The sequence below is a fragment of the Curtobacterium guangdongense genome, assembly GCF_049341845.1.
Lineage (GTDB): Bacteria > Actinomycetota > Actinomycetes > Actinomycetales > Microbacteriaceae > Curtobacterium > Curtobacterium guangdongense.
In genome coordinates this window covers 129,837-148,463 of record NZ_JBMPIT010000001.1, presented here as the reverse complement: position 1 = coordinate 148,463, position 18,627 = coordinate 129,837, and the positions used below count along the sequence as shown (strand labels likewise).

General features: G+C 72.1%; 14 protein-coding genes. 10 read left to right on the top strand and 4 right to left on the bottom strand.

The features are described from left to right. Nucleotides 1-47 precede the first annotated feature (47 nt). Together ACO0E1_RS00665 and ACO0E1_RS00660 are read left to right on the top strand one after the other, a co-directional pair. The gene (locus ACO0E1_RS00665) at nucleotides 48-497 is read left to right on the top strand and encodes a MarR family winged helix-turn-helix transcriptional regulator (RefSeq protein ID WP_422872392.1); all 450 of its coding nucleotides are present in this window, start codon (nucleotides 48-50) and stop codon (nucleotides 495-497) included. Between the two features lie 17 nt (nucleotides 498-514). Then, nucleotides 515-1,495, top strand: coding sequence for a glycosyl hydrolase family 18 protein (locus tag ACO0E1_RS00660; protein ID WP_422872391.1), 981 nt, complete (start codon nucleotides 515-517; stop codon nucleotides 1,493-1,495). A gap of 139 nt (nucleotides 1,496-1,634) precedes the next feature. On the opposite strand, the gene ACO0E1_RS00655 is transcribed toward ACO0E1_RS00660, so the two are convergent. Beyond that, nucleotides 1,635-2,636, bottom strand: a complete 1,002-nt coding sequence (locus ACO0E1_RS00655) for a LacI family DNA-binding transcriptional regulator (RefSeq protein WP_422872390.1) — start codon at nucleotides 2,634-2,636, stop codon at nucleotides 1,635-1,637. A 95-nt stretch (nucleotides 2,637-2,731) separates the two neighbouring features. On the opposite strand from ACO0E1_RS00655, the gene ACO0E1_RS00650 reads away from it, so the two are divergent. From ACO0E1_RS00650 to ACO0E1_RS00630, 5 genes are all read left to right on the top strand, one after another. Then, entirely contained in the window at nucleotides 2,732-3,937 is a 1,206-nt protein-coding gene (locus ACO0E1_RS00650) for a Gfo/Idh/MocA family protein (RefSeq protein ID WP_422872389.1), read from the top strand. After that, the gene (locus tag ACO0E1_RS00645; protein ID WP_422872388.1) at nucleotides 3,934-4,941 is read left to right on the top strand and encodes a sugar phosphate isomerase/epimerase family protein; all 1,008 of its coding nucleotides are present in this window, start codon (nucleotides 3,934-3,936) and stop codon (nucleotides 4,939-4,941) included. Before ACO0E1_RS00650 ends, ACO0E1_RS00645 begins: the two co-directional genes overlap by 4 nt. Nucleotides 4,942-5,066: 125 nt before the next feature. Next, nucleotides 5,067-6,098: an AAA family ATPase gene (locus ACO0E1_RS00640; protein ID WP_422872387.1), complete on the top strand. Its 1,032-nt coding sequence runs from the start codon at nucleotides 5,067-5,069 to the stop codon at nucleotides 6,096-6,098. After that, complete coding sequence (locus ACO0E1_RS00635) at nucleotides 6,098-7,420, top strand: DUF58 domain-containing protein (protein ID WP_422872386.1); 1,323 nt, start codon at nucleotides 6,098-6,100, stop codon at nucleotides 7,418-7,420. Before ACO0E1_RS00640 ends, ACO0E1_RS00635 begins: the two co-directional genes overlap by 1 nt. Then, nucleotides 7,417-9,762 (top strand): transglutaminase TgpA family protein, encoded by a 2,346-nt coding sequence (locus ACO0E1_RS00630; RefSeq protein WP_422872385.1) that lies wholly within the window; start codon nucleotides 7,417-7,419, stop codon nucleotides 9,760-9,762. Before ACO0E1_RS00635 ends, ACO0E1_RS00630 begins: the two co-directional genes overlap by 4 nt. Nucleotides 9,763-10,061: 299 nt before the next feature. Here the strand turns inward: ACO0E1_RS00630 and ACO0E1_RS00625 are convergent, their stop codons facing one another. Both ACO0E1_RS00625 and ACO0E1_RS00620 read right to left on the bottom strand, forming a co-directional pair. Then, complete coding sequence (locus ACO0E1_RS00625; RefSeq protein WP_422872384.1) at nucleotides 10,062-10,679, bottom strand: TetR/AcrR family transcriptional regulator; 618 nt, start codon at nucleotides 10,677-10,679, stop codon at nucleotides 10,062-10,064. A 265-nt stretch (nucleotides 10,680-10,944) separates the two neighbouring features. Further along, entirely contained in the window at nucleotides 10,945-11,712 is a 768-nt protein-coding gene (locus ACO0E1_RS00620; protein WP_422872383.1) for a trimeric intracellular cation channel family protein, read from the bottom strand. Nucleotides 11,713-11,781: 69 nt separating this feature from the next. On the opposite strand from ACO0E1_RS00620, the gene efeU reads away from it, so the two are divergent. The 3 genes from efeU to ACO0E1_RS00605 are packed head-to-tail and all read left to right on the top strand — an operon-like array spanning nucleotide 11,782 to nucleotide 15,987. After that, complete coding sequence (efeU, locus tag ACO0E1_RS00615) at nucleotides 11,782-13,386, top strand: iron uptake transporter permease EfeU (protein WP_422872382.1); 1,605 nt, start codon at nucleotides 11,782-11,784, stop codon at nucleotides 13,384-13,386. Next, entirely contained in the window at nucleotides 13,373-14,599 is a 1,227-nt protein-coding gene (gene efeO, locus ACO0E1_RS00610) for an iron uptake system protein EfeO (RefSeq protein ID WP_422872381.1), read from the top strand. Before efeU ends, efeO begins: the two co-directional genes overlap by 14 nt. After that, the gene (locus tag ACO0E1_RS00605; RefSeq protein WP_422872380.1) at nucleotides 14,596-15,987 is read left to right on the top strand and encodes a Dyp-type peroxidase; all 1,392 of its coding nucleotides are present in this window, start codon (nucleotides 14,596-14,598) and stop codon (nucleotides 15,985-15,987) included. Before efeO ends, ACO0E1_RS00605 begins: the two co-directional genes overlap by 4 nt. Before the next feature lie 249 nt (nucleotides 15,988-16,236). Here ACO0E1_RS00605 and ACO0E1_RS00600 read toward each other — a convergent pair whose 3' ends face one another. Continuing rightward, nucleotides 16,237-18,576: a bifunctional metallophosphatase/5'-nucleotidase gene (locus tag ACO0E1_RS00600; RefSeq protein ID WP_422872379.1), complete on the bottom strand. Its 2,340-nt coding sequence runs from the start codon at nucleotides 18,574-18,576 to the stop codon at nucleotides 16,237-16,239. Nucleotides 18,577-18,627: the final 51 nt, after the last annotated feature.

Sequence of the window (18,627 nt, the reverse complement as noted above, 5' to 3'; positions counted from 1 at the left end):
TGTGCGCAAGCAACTACCTGCGCGTGCAACTACTTCGGGAGGTCCACATGAGCATCGACGACACGGCGATCGCGGTCCGCGCGCACGGCTGGCGCACCCTCGGCGCGCTGCACAGCCTCATCGAGTCGCACCTCGAGCAGGCACTGCGCGAGGTCGACCTGTCCGTCGTGGAGTTCACGGTGCTCGATGCACTCCGGCGCCAGGACGGTTTCCACATGCGGATGCAGCAGCTCGCGCGTGCCGCGGCGCTCAGTCCGAGTGCGACGACGCGGCTGGTGAACCGGCTCGAGGAACGTGCGCTCCTGACCCGGGTGCTCTGTGCGGACGACCGTCGGGGGCTCTACACCGAGCTGACACACGCCGGCTCCGCGCTCTTCGATCGTGCGGCACCGATCCACGCCGCCGCGCTCGAAGCGGCGTTGGCCGAGGCGCACGACGTGCCGGAACTCGACGAGCTCGCGACCTCCGTCGAGCGCCTGGAGTACGAGCGTGTCTGACCCGCTACCGTGACCGGGTGGTTCGTCGTGTGGGTGTCGTGGTGGCCGTCCTCGTGTCGGGGCTGGTGCTCACCGGCTGCGCGTCCGGTTCGGGGCTGGAGGTCGAGGCGTACGTCGAACCCGGCGGGACCGCGGTGGACAGTGTCACCGCCGCCGTGCCACTCGCGACGACGATCGGGATCGACGGCGTCACCGTGGCGGATGACGGTTCCCGTCTGAACGAGGCTCCCGGAGGGCTGGCCGGACTCGCGTCGGCTGCGGGTGGTTCGGCCGAGCTCCTCGTGAGCAACTACTCGTCGACGATCGGTGACTTCTCACCCGAGGCCGGGACGGCGCTGTTGGCCTCCGCGGAGAACCGGGATCGTGTCGCACGCCAGGTCGCCCGCGCCGCCGACGACGCCGGGATGCGGGGCGTGCAGATCGACCTCGAGTCGCTGCGGGCCCGGGACCGAGCGGGGCTCGTCGCGTTCGCCGCCGCGGTCCGGGACGCCGTGCACGATCGGCTCGGCGACAGCGGCCTGGTCTCGATGGCGGTGATGGCGTCGACGTCGGCCGCCGGGTTCCGCGCGACCGGGTACGACCTCCGCGGGCTCGCGGAGCACGTCGACCGGTTCGTGCTGATGACCTACGACCAGCACGGTCCGTGGAGCGGACCCGGGTCCGTGGGGGCGCTGCCCTGGGCGACCCGGGTGGTGCACGCTGCCGAGGCGCAGGGGCTCCGTGCGGACCGGATCGACCTGGGGATCGCGTCGTACGGGTACGCGTGGGGTCCCGGTGCGGGTGACGCGCCGCTGGCGCCGGGAGCTGCTCGGCGTCTCGCGGGGGATGCGGCCGTGTGGTCGGACCGCGACGGGGAGTGGTCGGCGGTGCTCGACGACGGGCGGGAGCTGCACTGGTCGGACGCCCGGTCGTACCGCGCGCGGACGGCGCTCGCGCGGGAGCTCGGGTTGCACGGTGTCGCGATGTGGTCCCTGAACTCGATGCCCCTGCCGCGCTGACGGGGCGACGGGCCGGTCAGCGCCGGTGGCTCGTGTCAAGGGCGGCGGCGGTGGTGGGTGATGGTGTGATCGAGTGCGCGGAAACGGGGATGTCCGACGGGCGGCGGGCACCGTTTCTGCGCACTCGACCGCCGCGGGACTACGCCCGCGGGGGAGCGGTGGTGCTGCGGACGACCAGGGTGGGCGTCACGAGGTCGCGAGTCGGTGTCGGGCGCGACGAGTCCCCGATGAGCGTGATCAGCCGGGCGGCCGCGAGCCGTCCGACCTCGTCGTTGTGCGGGTCGACCGTCGTGAGCTGGAGCAGGGGGGACGCCGCGAGCGGGGTCTCGTCGTGGCCGATGACCGACAGGTCCTCCGGGACGCGGAGCCCCGCCTGTCGCGCCGCGGCGATCGCTCCCATCGCCATCACGTCGTTCGCCGCGAACAGCGCGGTCAGCGACGGGTTCGCGGCAAGTGCTGCCCGCGCGGCGTCGAAGCCGGCCTGCTCGGACGTCGGTCCGTCCCCGAGGACCAGGGGCTCGACGCCCGACGACGTCATCCGGGCGACGGACGACACACGTCGTGCCGCTGCCGAACCCCCGGCGCCGGTCAGGTGCGCGATGTGCCGGTGTCCGAGTCCGACGAGGTGGTCGACGGCCATGCGTGCGCCGGCCGCCTCGTCCGACGCCACCACGTCGAGCCCGGGTGGGACGGACGCGCGCTCGCCGGCGACGACCACCGGGGTGTCGTCGGGCACGTGCAGGTCGACCGAGCTCTCGGCGCCGAGGATGACGCCGTCGACCCGGAGTGACACGAGGTCGTCGAACGGGGAGCTGCCGAGGTGCGCGTTCGCCACGGCGTCGGCGAGCGTCAGGCGCAGCCCGTGCGGGGCGAGTGTCGACCGGATGCCGTCGAGCATCGGCACGTACCAGGGGTTCCGGAAGTCGTCGACGACCACGCCGATCGTGCGGGTCCTGGTACCGGCGAGGATCGCGGCGGCACGGTTCGGCCGGTACCCGAGCGATGCGGCGGCGTCGAGGACGGCCGCGCGACGGCTGTCGGAGACGCCGGGGTCGTCGCGCATCACCATCGAGACCAGCGACTTCGAGACCCCCGCGAGTGCGGCGACGTCGATGATCGTCGGCGGACGGCGGTTCGACACGGTGTGCTCCTTGACAGGACATGGGGAGGTGGGGCTACAGTCTACCGATCCTTCTGGAACGTTCCAGAACCGAAGACCAGCTCGAAGGAGAGCACATGCGCGAGAGCATCGGCGTCGCCGTCATCGGCGCGGGCATGGCGGGCAAGGCCCACATGGCCGCGTGGCGGAACGCCCCGTCCCTGTTCGCCCCGACTCTGCCGCCCGTGCGGCTCGTCTCGATCGGGGACGTGTACGAGCCCCTCGCCGCCGAGGCCGCGCAGCGCTTCGGGTTCGAGCGGCACGACACCGACTGGCGGGCGATCGCGGCCGCCGACGACATCGACGTGGTGAGCGTCGTCGTCGCGAACCGCCTCCACCGCGAGATCGTCGAGGGCCTCCTCGCCGCCGGCAAGCACGTGCTCTGCGAGAAGCCGCTGGCCGACTCGCTCGAGGACGCCCGCGCGATGGCCGACGCCGCCCGTGCCGCCGAGGCGCAGGGCACGATCGCCCGCGTCGGCTTCACCTACCGACGCGCACCGGGTGTCGCGGCGATCCGCGAGCTGATCGAGGACGGCACCCTCGGGAAGGTCCTGCACCTCTCCGGCCGCTACTGGACCGACTACGGTTCCTCGCCGGACGTCCCGTTCTCGTGGCGCTATGCAGGCGCTCCCGGGTCCGGCGCGCTCGCCGACGTCGGCTCGCACCTGACCTACATCGCGGAGTTCCTCGCCGGCGACGTCCGGAGCGTCACCGGTGGGCTCTTCACCACGACGATCACCGAGCGACCCGTCGCCGCCGGGCACGCACTCCGTGGAGCCGCAGCCGAACTGACCGGCGAGACGCAGACCGTCGAGAACGACGACTACGCCACCTTCAGCGCCCGCTTCGGTGACGGTGCCGTGGTCGGCTCGCTCGAGGTCTCCCGCGTCGCGACGGCCCACCCGAACGGCCTGGTGATCGAGGTCTTCTGCGAGAACGGCGCCGCGCGCTGGGACCAGGAGCGACCGTCCGAGATCGGCCTCGCCCTGCAGTCCGACGGCTCCCGGCTCGGTGGGTACCGCCAGGTCGTCCTCGGGCCGGACCACCCCTACGTGGCCGGTGGCATGGCGATGGACGCGCCCGGCGTCGGCTGGGGCCAGAACCAGATGTTCGAGTACCAGGCGCGCGCGTTCCTCGACGAGGTCGCCGGCGTCGCCGATCCGCTCCCGCGCAACGCCACGTTCGACGACGGCGTGCACAACATGGAGGTCCTCGACGCGGTGGCCCGGTCCGCGCAGGCCGACGGAGCGGCAGTGACGACGAAGCAGGAGCAGCACGCATGAAGCTCGGTCTGTACAACGCGATCTTCCACGACCGCCCGCTCGCGGACGCCCTGCGCGCCATCGCGGAGAACGGTCTCACCGGCATCGAACTGAACACCGGCGGGTTCCTGCCCCCGGTGCACGTGCCGGACATCGACGCCATCCTGGACGACGACCGGGCACGGGACGACTTCCTCGCCCGGTTCGACGGCACCGGGGTGTCCATCGCCGGCCTCAACTGCAACGGGAACCCGCTGCACCCGGACCGCGCGATCGGGGACGCCCACGCCGAGGACATCCGGCGCAGCATCCGGCTCGCCGCCCGGCTCGGCCAGGACCGCGTCGTCACGATGTCCGGCCTGCCGGCGGGGGAGCCCGGTTCCGTCCGCCCGAACTGGATCGTGAACGCCTGGAACTCCGCTGCGCTCGACGTCATCGAGTACCAGTGGAGCGTCGCCGTCCCGTTCTGGCAGGAGATCGACGCCCTCGCCCGCGAGCACGGCGTGAAGGTCGCGCTCGAGTTGCACCCGCAGAACGTCGTGTTCAACCCGGCGACGATCCGCGAGCTCGTCGAGCGCGGCGGGTTGACGAACGTCGGCGTCGAGCTCGATGCGTCGCACCTGTTCTGGCAGCAGATGGACCCGGTGGCGGTCGTCCGCGACCTCGGCCCGCTCGTCTTCCACGCCGCGGCGAAGGACGTCAGGATCAACCCGCACGCCGCCATCAACGGCGTCCTCGACAACTCGTTCCGCCGGCTGTCCCCGGACGAGCCCCGGACGAATCTCGGTGGCGACGAGTGGGCGAACGAGTGGCCGAAGCCCTCCGCGTGGGACTTCGTCGCGCTCGGCAAGGGCCACGACGAGGCGTACTGGTCCGCGTTCCTCGAGGCGCTCCACGAGGTGGACCCCGAGATGTGGGTGAACATCGAGCACGAGGACACCGAGCTCGGGCGCGAAGAGGGCGTCGCCGTGGCGGCGCGCGTCCTGCGCGCGGCGGACGAAGCGCTGGCGGCGCGCGTCGGCTGAGCGGGGCACCGGACTGGAGGCCCGACCCACGTCCGCCGATCGGCGGACGCTGGTCGAACCTCCAGTGTGTCCCCGGATGCGGTCGGTGACACATCCTCCGGTCGCTGTCACCGGGCCGATGTAGCATGCGCGGACCACTGTCCCCACCCCCTGAGGAGACCTGCGTGCCGGACGCCCCCGACCTCGCCATCCCCGTCGACCAGGTCCGTGACGCGGGTGCGGCGATCATGTCCGCCGTCGCCACGGTGGTCGACGGCAAGACCGACGCGATCCGCACGGCGCTGACGGTCATGCTGGCCGAGGGGCACCTGCTCGTGGAGGACGTTCCCGGGGTCGGCAAGACCGTGCTCGCGAAGGCGCTCGGCGCATCGGTGGGCGGGTCGGTGAACCGCATCCAGTTCACCTCGGACATGCTGCCGTCGGACGTCACCGGGGTGAACATCTTCGACCAGTCCTCCGGCACCTTCCGGTTCTCGCCCGGCCCGGTGTTCGCGAACGTCGTCATCGGCGACGAGATCAACCGCACCAGCCCGAAGACGCAGTCCGCCCTGCTCGAGGCGATGGCCGAGTCCCAGGTCACGGTCGACGGCGTCACCCGCGTGCTCGAGTCGCCGTTCATGATCGTCGCGACGCAGAACCCCGTGGACATGGAGGGGACGTACCCGCTGCCCGAGGCCCAGCGCGACCGGTTCATGGCGCGCATCGCGATGGGGTACCCCAGCGTCGAGGCCGAGCGCCGGATGCTCACCAACCGCGGCGGCCGCGACCCGCTGACGTCGCTCCGGCCGATCGTGGACGTCGCCACCCTGCGCGCGATGGTCGCGTCGGTGCGCCAGGTGCACGTCGCTCCCGACGTCGAGGCCTACGTCATCGCCATCGTCCGTGCGACCCGGACCCACCCCGACCTGGTCCTCGGCGCCAGCCCGCGCGCCACCCTGCACCTCGCGCAGGCCGCACGCGCCCACGCCGCCCTGCAAGGCCGCTCGTTCGTCACCCCGGACGACGTCGCGGAGCTCGCACCGATCGTCCTCGCACACCGGCTCGTCCCGGTGGCCCGCGGGCTCGGTGGCACGGCGGAGGACACCGCGCGCGAGATCGTCGTCCGCGTCGTCTCGGAGACGGCCGTGCCGTTCACCGCAGCGCCAGTCCGGTCCTGATGTCCCGGCCGCCCGCCACCTCGACGCTGCTCCGCCGTGCGGGGGCCGCGCGGTCGGTCCTGGACCGGTGGGCGAAGCGTGCGGCGGCGATGACCCGTCGGACCCCGTTCCCCCGGCCGACCGCCCGTGGCTGGTCGGTCATCGCGGTCGGGATCGGCCTGATCGGCGGCGGACTCGTCGCGACCACGAGTGTCGCCGTGTCCGCCGGGCTCCTGCTCCTGGTGCTCGTCGTGCTCGGGATCGCGATGGCCTTCGTCGTCGCGGCGCCGCTCCGGGGAACCCGCGCGGCCCCACGGGCGATGGTGCAGGTCGGCGAGGTGTACCGCGAGCGGATCACGCTGCGCGGGACGACGATGCCGATCGGGCCGCGCTCCACCCTGCTCGTGCGCGAACAGCTCGAGGACGCCTTCGCGAGCGTGACCGACGCCGAGGCCCTCGTCGAGATCGGTCCGTCGATGCCGCCTGCGGTGTTCGACGTCGAGGCGCTCGCGATGCACCGTGGCCGCACGGTCGTCGGGCCGGTGACCATCCGTGTCGAGGACCCGTTCGGCCTGCTGCGCATCGACCGTCCCGTGGTCGCCCCGGAGGAAGTGGTGGTGGTCCCGGCGTCGACGGCCCTCTCCGCGATGGACACCGGAGCGCTCGCGGGGGCGGTGTCCGCCGACGAAGGACGTGTCGGCCAGGGTGGTTCCGCGGACGACAGCGAACTCCGCCCGTACCGGCCAGGTGATCCGATCCGCCGCGTGCACTGGGCGCAGAGTGCCCGTCGTGGTGAACTCCACGTCCGCCAGACCACCCAGGCACAGCCACCGGAGGCCGTCATCGCCCTGGACGTCCGCCGCGAGTCGTACCAGCAGCTCGGGCGGGACGACCTGGCGGAGCTCTCCGACCTCGGTGGCGATGCCGCGTTCGAGCACGCGGTCGTCGTCGCGGCGAGCGTGGCACGAGCCCTCGCCGCACGGACCTCGCGCGTGGTGCTCGTCACCGACGACCTCGGCGGTGACACCCGGCACACCGGAGACGCCGGCGGGCTGACCGACGTGCTCGTGGGGTTGGCGGACGTCCGTGTCCGGAGCGACGCCCGCCGCGTGACGGACGTGCTGCCCGACGTCCGTGGCCGCGACGTGCACGGCATGACCGCCGTCGTCACCGGACACTGCACCGCCGAGCAGGCCGCCGAACTCGTGTCGTCGACGAGTGGTTCCAGCCGCGGGATCCTGGCCACGATCGTGCCGCCGGACCCGGTGGTGCGGGGGATCCTCGACCGCGGCGGTTGGCGGACCCTCGTCGTGCCGGTCGCCGGTGCAGGAGCACTGCGGTGACCGCGCAGGACACCCGCCCCGCCAGCAGAGGCCGGGTAGACGTCCGCGAGATCCTCGACCGCGAGGACGACCGCGCCGCACCGTCGCCGTGGGTGATCGCGCTCGCGCCCGTCCCCGTCCTGCTCGCCGCGCTGGCCTTCCGCCCGCTCGTGCAGGGCATCGCGTGGTGGACGTCCGCCCTCGCCGTCGTCGTGGTCCTCGTCGGCGTCGTCCTCGTGGTTCGACGTCGATCGCCCGGCGTCCGCTTCATCGCCCTGGTCGCGACGCTCATCGCGTGTTCGTGCGCCGCAGCCCTGGTCAACGACATCCAACCGCTCGGGTGGATCGACGGGAACGGGGCCCTCGGGCAGACGATCGCGGCGATCCGGCTCAACCCGGCACCCCTCCCGCAGACCGACCCGATCCGGCTCGTCGTCACGGTGGCGATTGCCTGGGTCGCGGCAGCGTCGCTGTTCCTCGCGACGGTCGCACCAGCGGCAGCACTCGCCGCGGCGCCGGCGCTCGTGATCCTCATCGTCCCGGGCGTCGTCACCGGGACCCCCGCGAGCACCGGGCTCGTCGTCGTCACCGGACTGGCGTTCCTCGCGCTCCTGTGGCTGTCGGTCCGTCCGGTGCAGCGGGCGTTCCCGGCGATGCTGATCGGTGCCGTCGCGCTCGTCGTCGCGGTGGGGTTGCCGACGGTCATCCCGCTCAACGCCAGCTGGTTGTCCGGGGTCACCGGGGCGATCCAGGCGCCGATCCAACCGGGCCGACCGGGCACGCTGCTCAACCTCGGGCAGGACCTCCGGCGGCCGAGCGAGCTCGAGGTGTTCCGGTACCGCTCGTCCGACGGGCAGCCGGAGTACCTCAAGCTCGCCGACCTCGACGAGTTCGGGACGGGGGACTGGGTCCCGACCGTCACCGACGTGAGTGACGCCCAGACCGCCGACCAGCAGCAGTGGGCCGTCGGGATCAACCCCCGGTTGGCGAGCCGCGGCGACGTCACCGTCCGCATCACCGGGCTGTCGAGCAACTACCTGCCCGTGCCGTCCGGGGCGGTCTCCATCCAGTCGCAGTCCACGAACCTCGAGCTCGACCAGTGGCGGTGGATGGGCGACTCGAACACCGTGCGCTCCACCGGCCCGGCGACCCGACGCGGGGCGACGTACGAGGTCTACGGCGCCTCGACCTTCGCGAACGCCTACCTCGACGCCATCGACGCCGCCGGACGGCTCGACCGGTTCGACGGGCGTGGCTACCCGACGCCGTCCAAGGCGCAGCTGCGCACCGACCTCGCCCTGCCGAAGGACCTGCCCAAGAGCATCTCGACCACGGCCACCCGCGTCGCCGGCAGTGCCGAGACGGACTACGAGAAGGCCAGGAGCCTCGAGGAGTGGTTCCGGAGCGACCTCTTCACCTACTCCGAGACCGCCCCCGTCGAGCAGGGCTACGACGGCGACAGCATGGACGTCGTCGCGAAGTTCCTGCAGGTGCGGGAGGGGTACTGCGTGCACTTCTCCTCGGCGATGGCCGTGATGGCCCGCACGCTCGGCATCCCGTCGCGGATCGCGGTCGGGTACCGGGCGGGCGGGACGCAGGAGGACGGCGAGTACACGGTCTCGAACCGGCAGCTCCACTCGTGGCCGGAGCTGTACATCAAGGGCGCCGGCTGGGTCGCGTTCGAGCCGACGCCGGACTCGGACTCGGCGGCGACCTCGTCCACGGAGCCGACGACGACGCCGAGCGCGGCCGACCCCGCCACGCCGCTGCCGGAGCCGAACGCGTCGAACGAGCCGTCCACGTCCGCGAGCCCGACGCCGAGCGCATCGGCTGCACCCGGTGCCGCGGGGTCGACCGGTGGCTCGGGCAACGGGCCGTGGGGGCTCGCGGTCGGCATCCTGATCGCGTTGGCGGTGCTGGTCGCACCGGCGACCGTGCGGGCGGTCCGCCGTCGATCCCGGCTCGCCGCGGTGGCCGACGGCCGGTCGCCGGCGGTCTCGGCCTGGCGTGAGCTCCTCGACGACGTCGCCGACCACGGGTACGCACCGGGCCTCGCGCCGCCTGGAGACTCCGCGGCGGTCGCACGGACCGCGCGCGCGGTGCTCGGTCGGCTCCGGTCGACGGCGCCGGAGACGGTGCTGCCGTTCCTGGAGTCGGTGGTCGACGCGGTCGACCTGGAGCGCTACGCGCCGGCGGGTTCGGTCGACGGGAAAGCGCTCGTCACGACCGTCCGGGAGGCACGGGTCGCCCTGGACGCGTCCGTCCGGCTCCCGCAGCGGGTCCGGTCGCGCCTGCTGCCGCCGAGCCTGACGCCGTCGTCCGCCTGGTCGCACGACGGCCCGCGCCGCCGGCGTCCCGCGTAGCGCCGCGGCGGCCGGTCGTGCCGTCGTTCGGAGAGCGGGGCGGGCTGGGGCGAGCGGGGCGGGCGGGCCCCGGGGATCGAGTGCGCGGAAGTGGCGAGTCCTTGGGGCGTGTGGCCGCCACGAGTGCGCACTCGATCGGGGTGGCGGGCGGGGACGGGCTGGGGCGAGCGGGGCGGGCGGGCCCCGGGGATCGAGTGCGCGGAAGTGGCGAGCCGTTGGGGCGTGTGGGCGCCACGAGTGCGCACTCGATCGGGGTGGCCGGCGTCCCGCGTAGCGTCCGCGGCGGGCGGTGGTGCCGGTCAGCGGGGACGGATGACGGCCTCGACGAGGGTGGCGACGACCTCGCCGGGGTTCACGCCGTCGAGCGCGGGGGAGTCGAACACGATGCCGACGTTCGCGCCGATGAGCGCGGTCGAGAAGACGTCGAGCGGCATCCCCGGGTCGATCTCCGGGTGCGCGCCGAACCACAACAGTACGAGTCGGTGCACGCCGTCCTGGAGCACCCGGCGCTGCCGCACGAACTCGGGCATGAACTCCGGGCGGCGGATCGCGTAGCCGCGGAACTCGGACAGCAGGGCGAACTGCGCGCTCTGGTCGTGGCGGCCGAACGCCGCCCGGACGATGTCACCGATGTCGGCGGCGGCGATGTCCTCGCGCACGAGCTCCTCGAGCGAGCCGAGCACCAGGTTCGTCGCGCGCTGCATGACCTGCGCGACGAGGTCCTCCTTCGAGGAGAAGTTCGAGTAGACCGCGCCCTTGCTGAACCCGGCACGGGCGGCGACGTCGTCGAGCCGCGCTTCGTGCACGCCCTGTTCGGCGAAGACCTCGGCACCGGCGGTGAGCAGGCGCGCGCGCACCTCGGCTCTCGGGGTCCTGGCCGAGGTCTGGCGGTCGTCGGGAGAAGCAGCGTCGCTCATCTGTTCCTGGTTCAGACGGAGCCCGGTGGCACCGGGCGGACGTGGAGGTCGTACCCGTCCATTCTGCTGATCGCGCGTGGGCCGGGGGACCTGCCGCGCCGTGCATCCGATCACGGGCGGCCACGGGTGGTTCCGGCGCGTTCGGGTCGCGTCGGTCCCCATCCGTGCGCTGCACGTGCCTGGCCTGCTGGCCGGAGTGCGGTGTGCCGGATCCGATACCCGGCGGGATCGATGCTACGCCCGAGGGCCCGGACACGGAACCCACTCAGTCCGTGTCGTCGTCCTCGGTGTGCACGCTGCCCGGGCCGCGACGACGCCCCGGTCGACGGAGCAGACGGATCGCGTCCGGACGGATCCCCTTGCCCCGACGCAGCAGGGACGCCAGCGTCGACTGCGGCTGCCAGTCGCGACCGTTCGGCAGGCCCCACCCCCACCGCACGGCGCCCCATCGGAGCACGAGCGAGAGCACCACGGCGGCGACGATCCCGATCGTGGGGGAGCCGAGTGCCGAGGCGATGACCATCACCGCCGAGGCGGCGACGGCCACGGAGGCGTAGAGCGCGTTCCCGCCGAACACCGCGGGGACGCGCCGGAGCAGCAGGTCCCGGCCGACACCGCCGCCGACCGCGGTGATCGTGCCCATGATGATCGCCGCCGGCCACTCGAGTCCGGCGTCGAAGGTTCGCTGCACGCCGACCACGGCCCAGAACCCGATCACAGCGGCGTCGAGGAACGTGAACAGCCGGTCCCATCCACGCTCGGAGAACGACACGAAGAAGGCGACGAGCGCACCGGCGACCGCGATCGGCACGTACAGCGGGTCGGTGAGCGCGACCGGTGGCCCGTTCTGCAGCAGCACGTCGCGCAGCATGCCGCCACCGAGCCCCGAGACGAACCCGACGACCAGGAACCCGAACAGGTCGAGTCCCATCGTCCGGGCGACCGCCCCGCCGAGGAGCGCGGACGCGAAGACCCCGGCGAGGTCGAGCACGTTCGTCACGGCGGCGAGGCCGTCGGCGGAGAGCAGGTTCATGAGAACCATCAAACCCCACGCCGAACCGGTAGCCGGAGGGGGTGAGGTAAGGCTAACCTTGCCTTCGCCATGCTCGCCACCCTCGTCATCGGTCTCCGTGAAGGCCTCGAAGCCACGCTCATCGTCGGCATCATCGCTGCCTTCCTGCGCCGCAACCGTGTCCCGCTCGCGCCGATGTGGCTCGGGGTCGGGGTCGCCGTGCTGCTCAGCGTGGCCGTCGGCTTCGGTCTGCAGCTCGTCGAGCAGGCGCTCCCGCAGGCCCAGCAGGAGGGCATGGAAGCGGTCATCGGCGTCGTCGCGGTCGTCTTCGTCACCGGGATGATCGTCTGGATGCGCACCCACGCGCGGAACCTGACGACGGAACTCGAGGCGAGCGCGACGCAGGCCATGGGCCGGGGGACCGCGTGGGCACTCGCCGGCATGGCCTTCCTCGCCGTCCTCAAGGAGGGCTTCGAGACGGCGGTGTTCCTCCTCGCGACCTTCCAGGCGTCATCGGACACCGGGCTCGCCGCACTCGGCGCCGTGATCGGCATCGCGGCCGCGGTCCTCATCGGCTACGGCATCTACACCGGCGGTGTCCGGCTGAACCTGTCGAAGTTCTTCACCGGTACCGGCGTCTTCCTGGTGTTCGTCGCCGGCGGGCTCGTCCTCACCGTGCTCCGCCGCGCGCACGAGGCCGGCTGGGTCGTCATCGGCCAGCAGCGCACCGTCGACCTGAGCTGGCTCGCCCCGAACGGCTCCGTGCAGGGCGCCCTCGTCACCGGCGTCCTCGGGATCCCGCCGGACCCCCGCGTGATCGAGGTCCTCGGGTGGATCCTCTACGTGGTCCCGGTCCTCGCGATCTCGCTCTGGCCACGTGCCTGGCGGCCGGCCGCCGCACGGGTCCCACTGGTCCGCACCGGCATCGCCACCACCCTGGCCGTCGCCGCGGTCGCACTCGCGGTCGCCGTGCCGTCCGGCGGCGTGCACGTCCCGTCGACCGTCGCGACGACCGGCGACCAGACCGCGGTGTCCGCCGAGGTCCACGGTTCATCGGCGGTGCTGCGGACCAGGGGCAACGGAAGCCAGTCCCGCGTGGACTTCCCTGCGTCCACGCACCGCACCGTCACCCGAGCCGGCGTGACGGCCGACCGGTGGCGATCGACCACCACGACGAGTGGCACGGGCCCGACGAGCAAGGACGAACCCTCGACCCTGACGCTCGACGACCTCGTCGGTCTCTTCGGCAGGGTGCCCGTCGGCATCTCGCCGTCCACGAACCCCGGCCCCTTCCGGGCGGAGTGGGCCGTCTCCGAGACGACCACGCTCTGGACCGTCGCAGGCGGCGTCCTGGACGCGACCAGCTCGGAACGCTCCGTGCTCACCCTGAGCGGTGGGGGCCTCCCGTCCGCTCGCACCACGACGATCGACCGCAGCGTCTTCGCGGTCCCCGACTCCCGCGTCCAGCGGACCGCCACGACCGTGGCGGTCGCCCAGACGCGGGCCGCGGAGCTCGCGCTCTGGAAGGCCTGGCTGCCGATCGCCCTCGGCATCGCAGCTGCCGCGCAGTTCGCACTCGCACTCCGTGACCGCCGTCGTCAGACGGCGCTCGCCGACCACACCCCCGAAACCGTCCCCGCCCGCGGCCCGCCCGCCGGGGACCCTGCAAGGAGTCCCGACTATGCCGTTCGGTAAGCACACCGTCCGACCCCTCACCACCCTCGGCGCCCTCGGTGTCGTCACCGCGCTCGCCCTCACCGGGTGCGCGGCCACGTCGTCGTCCGCGACGGACGACTCCACCGATTCCGGGAAGGTCTCCCGCGTCTCCATCACGTTGACGAACGACGGCTCGGACAAGTGCGCCGTGTCGACCACGAAGGTCCCGGCCGGACCCGTGACGTTCTCCGTGAAGAACGAGTCGTCGACCGCGATCACCGAGGTCGAGCTGCTGCAGGACCAGCGGATCTTCGGCGAGAAGGAGAACCTCGCACCAGGGCTCGACGCCGTGCAGTTCACCGCGACGCTCGGCGGCGGGAAGTACCAGGTGTACTGCCCCGGTGCCGACCAGGAACTGACCGACTTCACGGTCACCGGGAAGGTCGCGTCCACCGCGAACAGCAGCGCGGCGACGCTCCTGAAGTCCGGCGCGACGGGGTACTCGAAGTACGTCGACGCCCAGGTGAGCGACATGGTCACGGCCGTGAAGCAGCTGCAGACCGACATCGACGCGGGGAACCTCGAGGCCGCGAAGAAGGACTACGCCGACGCCCGTCCGTACTACGAGCACGTGGAGAGCGACGTCGACGGCTTCGTGAAGAAGGGCTTCAAGGCCACCGACAACGCCGGCAACCTGGACTACCTCATCGACATGCGGGCGTCGAACCTCGACCCCGCCGTCGGCTGGAGCGGCTTCCACGCGGTCGAGCGCGACCTCTTCGAGACCGGTGCGATCAGCGACGGCACGAAGCAGCTCGCGGCCGACCTGACCACCAACGTGACGCTGCTCGCGAAGCTCGTCCCGACGCTCGACTACAAGCCCGAGGACCTGGCGAACGGTGCGGCCGGGCTCCTCGAGGAGGTCCAGTCGAACAAGATCACCGGCGAGGAGGAGGCGTACAGCCACATCGACCTCGTCGACCTCGCTGCGAACGTCGAGGGTGCCCGTCAGGCCTTCGCGTACCTGAAGCCGGGGCTGACGAAGCTCGACCCGACGCTGACGAAGCAGATCGCCGCGCAGTTCGACCAGACGAACAGCATGATGGACGGCTTCCGCAACGCCGACGACCTCGGCGGGTTCGACAGCTGGGACGACGCCGCCAAGTCCGCGCACGCCAACGAGATCTCGCAGCGCGTCCAGGCGCTGCAGGACCCGCTGTCGCGGCTGGCCGAGAAGGTCGCCACGGCGTGACGGACGGTCCTGCCCCTTCCGGCGCCGACGCCCGGGCCGACGTCGGGTCCGGTGCCGACGCGGCCGGCCCCGCGCTCTCCCGCCGCGGGCTGTTCGGCGCCGGCGTCGCCGCCGGTGCCGGACTGGCCGCTGCCGGAGCCGGCGTCGGCGCCGCAGCCGGGATCGCCGGCGCCACCATCGCCACCGGCGTCAACCCGTTCGCCGCCGCGACGAACGGCGACGAGTCCATCGACCTGTCCCTGAGCCACCCCTTCTACGCGACCGCCGCCCGGCAGCCGCAGGGCGGGATCCGCACCACACCCCAGCGCTACTGCGTGTTCATGACGTTCGACATGGCGTCCTCGGTCGCGACGGACCTGCAGGTGCTCCTCGCCCGCTGGTCCGCGTCGATCGCGCAGCTGCAGGCGGGCAAGACCGTCGGCTCCGTCGAACCCGCTCACGGCGACGGCGTCGGTGCGGACACGGGGGAGGCGCTCGACCTCGGCCCGGCGTCCCTGACGGTCACCGTCGGGCTCGGGCCGGGGATCTTCGACGAGCGCTTCGGGCTCGCGTCGAGGCGACCCGACGCGCTCCGGCAGATCCCGACCCTGCCGAGCGACCGGTTGCAGGAGGGCCTGAGCGGTGGGGACCTGTCGCTGCAGGCGTGCGCGGACGATCCCCAGGTGGCGTACCACGCGGTCCGCGACCTGGCCAGGATGGCCCGCGGCACGGCCACGGTGCGGTGGACCGTCCTCGGCTTCGGTCGGGCGTCCGCCGGGCCGTCGCAGACCACCCCGAGGAACCTGATGGGGTTCAAGGACGGCACCAGGAACGTCACCACCGACGAGGAGTACGACCGGTTCGTCTGGGTCGACCGCGCCGGGACCGGGTCGGCCTCCGGCGACGGTGGCGCCAGCGAGGCCGACGGCTGGATGGCCGGTGGCACCTACCAGGTCGTCCGGAAGATCCAGATGAACATCGAGATCTGGGACGCCGACGTCGTCAGTGACCAGCAGCGGGTGTTCGGCCGCACCAAGATCGAGGGCGCACCCCTGTCCGGCGGCACGGAGCACACGACGCCGGACTTCCACGCACGAACGGCATCGGGCGCCCGCAAGATCGACGAGACCTCGCACGTGGCGCTCGCGGCGCACGAGAACAACGACGGCGTGAAGATCCTCCGACGCCCGTACAACTACACGGACGGACTGAACGAGTACGGCCAGCTCGACGCCGGCCTGCTGTTCGCGGCGTACGTGAACGACCCGGAGCACTTCACCCGGATCCAGCGACGACTCGGCGCGGTCGACCGGCTGAACGAGTACATCGCCCACATCGGTTCCGCCGTGTTCGCGATCCCACCGGCCCCGAAGAAGGGCTCGTACATCGGCGAGCAGCTGTTCCGCTAGCGGCACCGTGTGGTGAGTGGGTGCCCTCCGTCGTTTCCCTGGAGACGGAGGACACCCGCGCCACGGGGTCTCGCCGGGCGGAACCACCGTCCGGGATGAGAGGCGACCCAGCGCGGCGCGTCGCTGTGCGACAAGGCAGAGAGTACCGCGCCGTTCTGCGGATGCACAGTGATCTGCTGATCGGGGACACGGGGAACGGGCCGTCTCACCTGGATGAGACGACCCGTTCGGCGGACTGGAGGCTCGGTGTCAGTCCGCCTGTACGCTCGCCTGCGCCTGTGCGCGCTTCCGCCGGGCGATCACCATCGCTGTGAGGCCCGCCAGGAGCAGCAGGCCGGCGATGACGGCCGGGGCCGCCAGCTCGGCACCCGTGTAGGCGAGGGCGCCGGAGCCGGAGGTCGCACCGGGCGTGCCGCCGGCGACGTCGGTGCCGGTTCCCGTGCCGCTGCCGGCACCGTCCCCCGCGCCGCCACCGGTACCCGGGGTGCCCGGGTCCGTCGGGTCGGTCGGGTCCGTCGGGTCGGTGACCGCGGCGACCGGGATGGTCGTTGCCGCGAGGGTGATCTGCTGGCCGTTCGGCAGCGTGATCACGAGGGGCTCCTCGGTCGTGGCGGCCGGGGTGACCGCCGCGGCGAGGGTGACCGTGCCGAGTGCACGAGCGGCAGCCGGGGAGGCCGTGGTCCCACCGGGGACCTGGAAGGTCAGTGTTGCCCGACCTTGCTCGTCCGTGGTGTCGACGATCGTCGTGTCGATGGCGGAGCTCGCGAGCTCCTGGCCGCCGGCGCTGACCGAGACGGTGCCGGACTGGTCGCCCGCGTTGCTGAAGGTCAGCGACGACAGCCCGACGGTGACCTCGTCACCAGGCTGGAAGCCGCCCTCCGGGGTGGGGGTGACCGTGACGCCGACGGCGCCCTGGTCGTCGTTCACGACGACGGCCGGCGTGGCGGTGAAGTAGTCCACCTGGGCCTGCAGGTCGACGGTGCCGCTGTCGGCCTTCGCCGATGCCTCGTTGAACGCACCGAAGTTGTCGCCACCCGAGGCGAGGAACGAGTTGACCGTCACCTTGTACGTCGTTCCGGCGTCGATCGGCGTGCCGTCGAGGCTCATCTCCGTGATCCGCGAACCGGACGCTGCGGTCGGGTCGTAGGTGTAGGTGAAGCCCTTCGAGGTGCCGAGCTTGAGGAACGGACGGCTCGAGCCGGCCGGTTGCCACTGCTGCTCGAGCGCGCGACGGATCTGGTCGCCGGTCAGGTCGAGGACGACCAGGGTGTTCGCGAACGGCTGGACGCCTGCGGCCTCCTGGTAGGTGACCTCGCCGTCCTGCTCGCCGTTCCCCGAGGCCTTGTACGTCATGTCGGTGCGGAGGCCGCCCGGGTTCATGAAGGCGATCTGGGAGCCGTTGCGCTTGGTCTGCTCGTGCTGGACCTCGGCGATGAAGTTGCCGAGCGTGGACTCGCCACCACGGTTCTCCGAGCCGTCGGTCTGCTTCGCGCGAAGCATGTCCTGGTCGATCGTGCCGAGGACCACCTTGCCCTTGACGTCGGCGACGGCCTTCGCGTCGCTCACGAGCTTCGTGATCTCCGGGTCCGCGGGGTAGGCGCCCGTGGTCAGGGAGATGTTGTCCGCGGTGGCGGCCGTGACCTTCTTGGTCGCGGGGTCGATCGTGAGCTTCGCGTGCCCGAGGTACCCGCCGTACGAGCCGGTCTGGAGCACCGGACGTGCGGTCGTGCCGTCGGTCGGGACGATCGCGTGGTTGTAGAGCTGGTGCGTGTGGCCGGAGAAGATCACGGACACCTTCGCGGTGACGTCCTTCGCGATGTGGCCGAAGTCGTTGTCACCGGTCGCGCTCGCGAGGGTCGCGTCGGCCGCGCCCTCGTGCACGAGCAGGACGAGGGCGTCGGCCTCGTCGTTCGACTCGTCGCCGTCGGTGAGCTGATCGGCGTACTTGTTCACCGAGTCCACGATGTCGGCCATTTCGAGGCCCTCGATGCCGGCGGGGGAGACGAGCTCGGGGATGAGCTCCGTGGTCGCCCCGATGAACCCGACGCGGACGCCGCCGATCTCCTCGATCTCGTACGGGTCGAACGCGGGCTTGCCGTCCGACTTGTTCACCAGGTTCGCCGAGACGTGGTCGTACTTCGCGTTCCGGGCGTCGTCGGGGCCGATGATCCGGTCGCGCAGGTCGTCCTGCCCCTTGTCCAGCTCGTGGTTGCCGATCGCGCTGACGCTCAGGCCGATCGCGTTGAGGGCGTCGATGGTGGGCTGGTCGTCCTGCACGAACGACGTGAAGGTCGATGCGCCGACGTTGTCACCGGCGCTGACGAAGGCCGACGCCGGGTTCGCGGTGCGCAGCTGCTCGACGGCGCCGGCGAGGACCGCGGCGCCGGCGATGCCGCTGCCGGACTCGATGCGACCGTGGAAGTCGTTGACGTCGTAGATGTCGATCGACGACGCGACCTCGTCAGCGGCGACCGCTGCGGACGGGACGGAGAGGGCGACGAGGACACCGGCGGTCGCGAGGGCAGCGCCGGTGACGACGCCCCGCCTCCGCCGGGTGCTCCGGGTTTCGGGAAGGTGGGAAGTGTTCATCGGCGATGAACCTATGAGGACGTACAGCGGGTGCGCCACCCCTCGGCGCAA

Bases quoted from the DNA above. Each gene is read 5' to 3' on its own strand.
- efeU (WP_422872382.1), top strand. From the start codon at position 11,782: ATGCTCGCCACCCTCGTCATCGGTCTCCGTGAAGGCCTCGAAGCCACG.
- ACO0E1_RS00650 (WP_422872389.1), top strand. From the start codon at position 2,732: ATGCGCGAGAGCATCGGCGTCGCCGTCATCGGCGCGGGCATGGCGGGC.
- efeO (WP_422872381.1), top strand. From the start codon at position 13,373: ATGCCGTTCGGTAAGCACACCGTCCGACCCCTCACCACCCTCGGCGCC.
- ACO0E1_RS00640 (WP_422872387.1), top strand. From the start codon at position 5,067: ATGCGCGGACCACTGTCCCCACCCCCTGAGGAGACCTGCGTGCCGGAC.
- ACO0E1_RS00620 (WP_422872383.1), bottom strand. From the start codon at position 11,712: ATGAACCTGCTCTCCGCCGACGGCCTCGCCGCCGTGACGAACGTGCTC.
- ACO0E1_RS00625 (WP_422872384.1), bottom strand. From the start codon at position 10,679: ATGAGCGACGCTGCTTCTCCCGACGACCGCCAGACCTCGGCCAGGACC.
- ACO0E1_RS00600 (WP_422872379.1), bottom strand. From the start codon at position 18,576: ATGAACACTTCCCACCTTCCCGAAACCCGGAGCACCCGGCGGAGGCGG.
- ACO0E1_RS00645 (WP_422872388.1), top strand. From the start codon at position 3,934: ATGAAGCTCGGTCTGTACAACGCGATCTTCCACGACCGCCCGCTCGCG.
- ACO0E1_RS00635 (WP_422872386.1), top strand. From the start codon at position 6,098: ATGTCCCGGCCGCCCGCCACCTCGACGCTGCTCCGCCGTGCGGGGGCC.
- ACO0E1_RS00665 (WP_422872392.1), top strand. From the start codon at position 48: ATGAGCATCGACGACACGGCGATCGCGGTCCGCGCGCACGGCTGGCGC.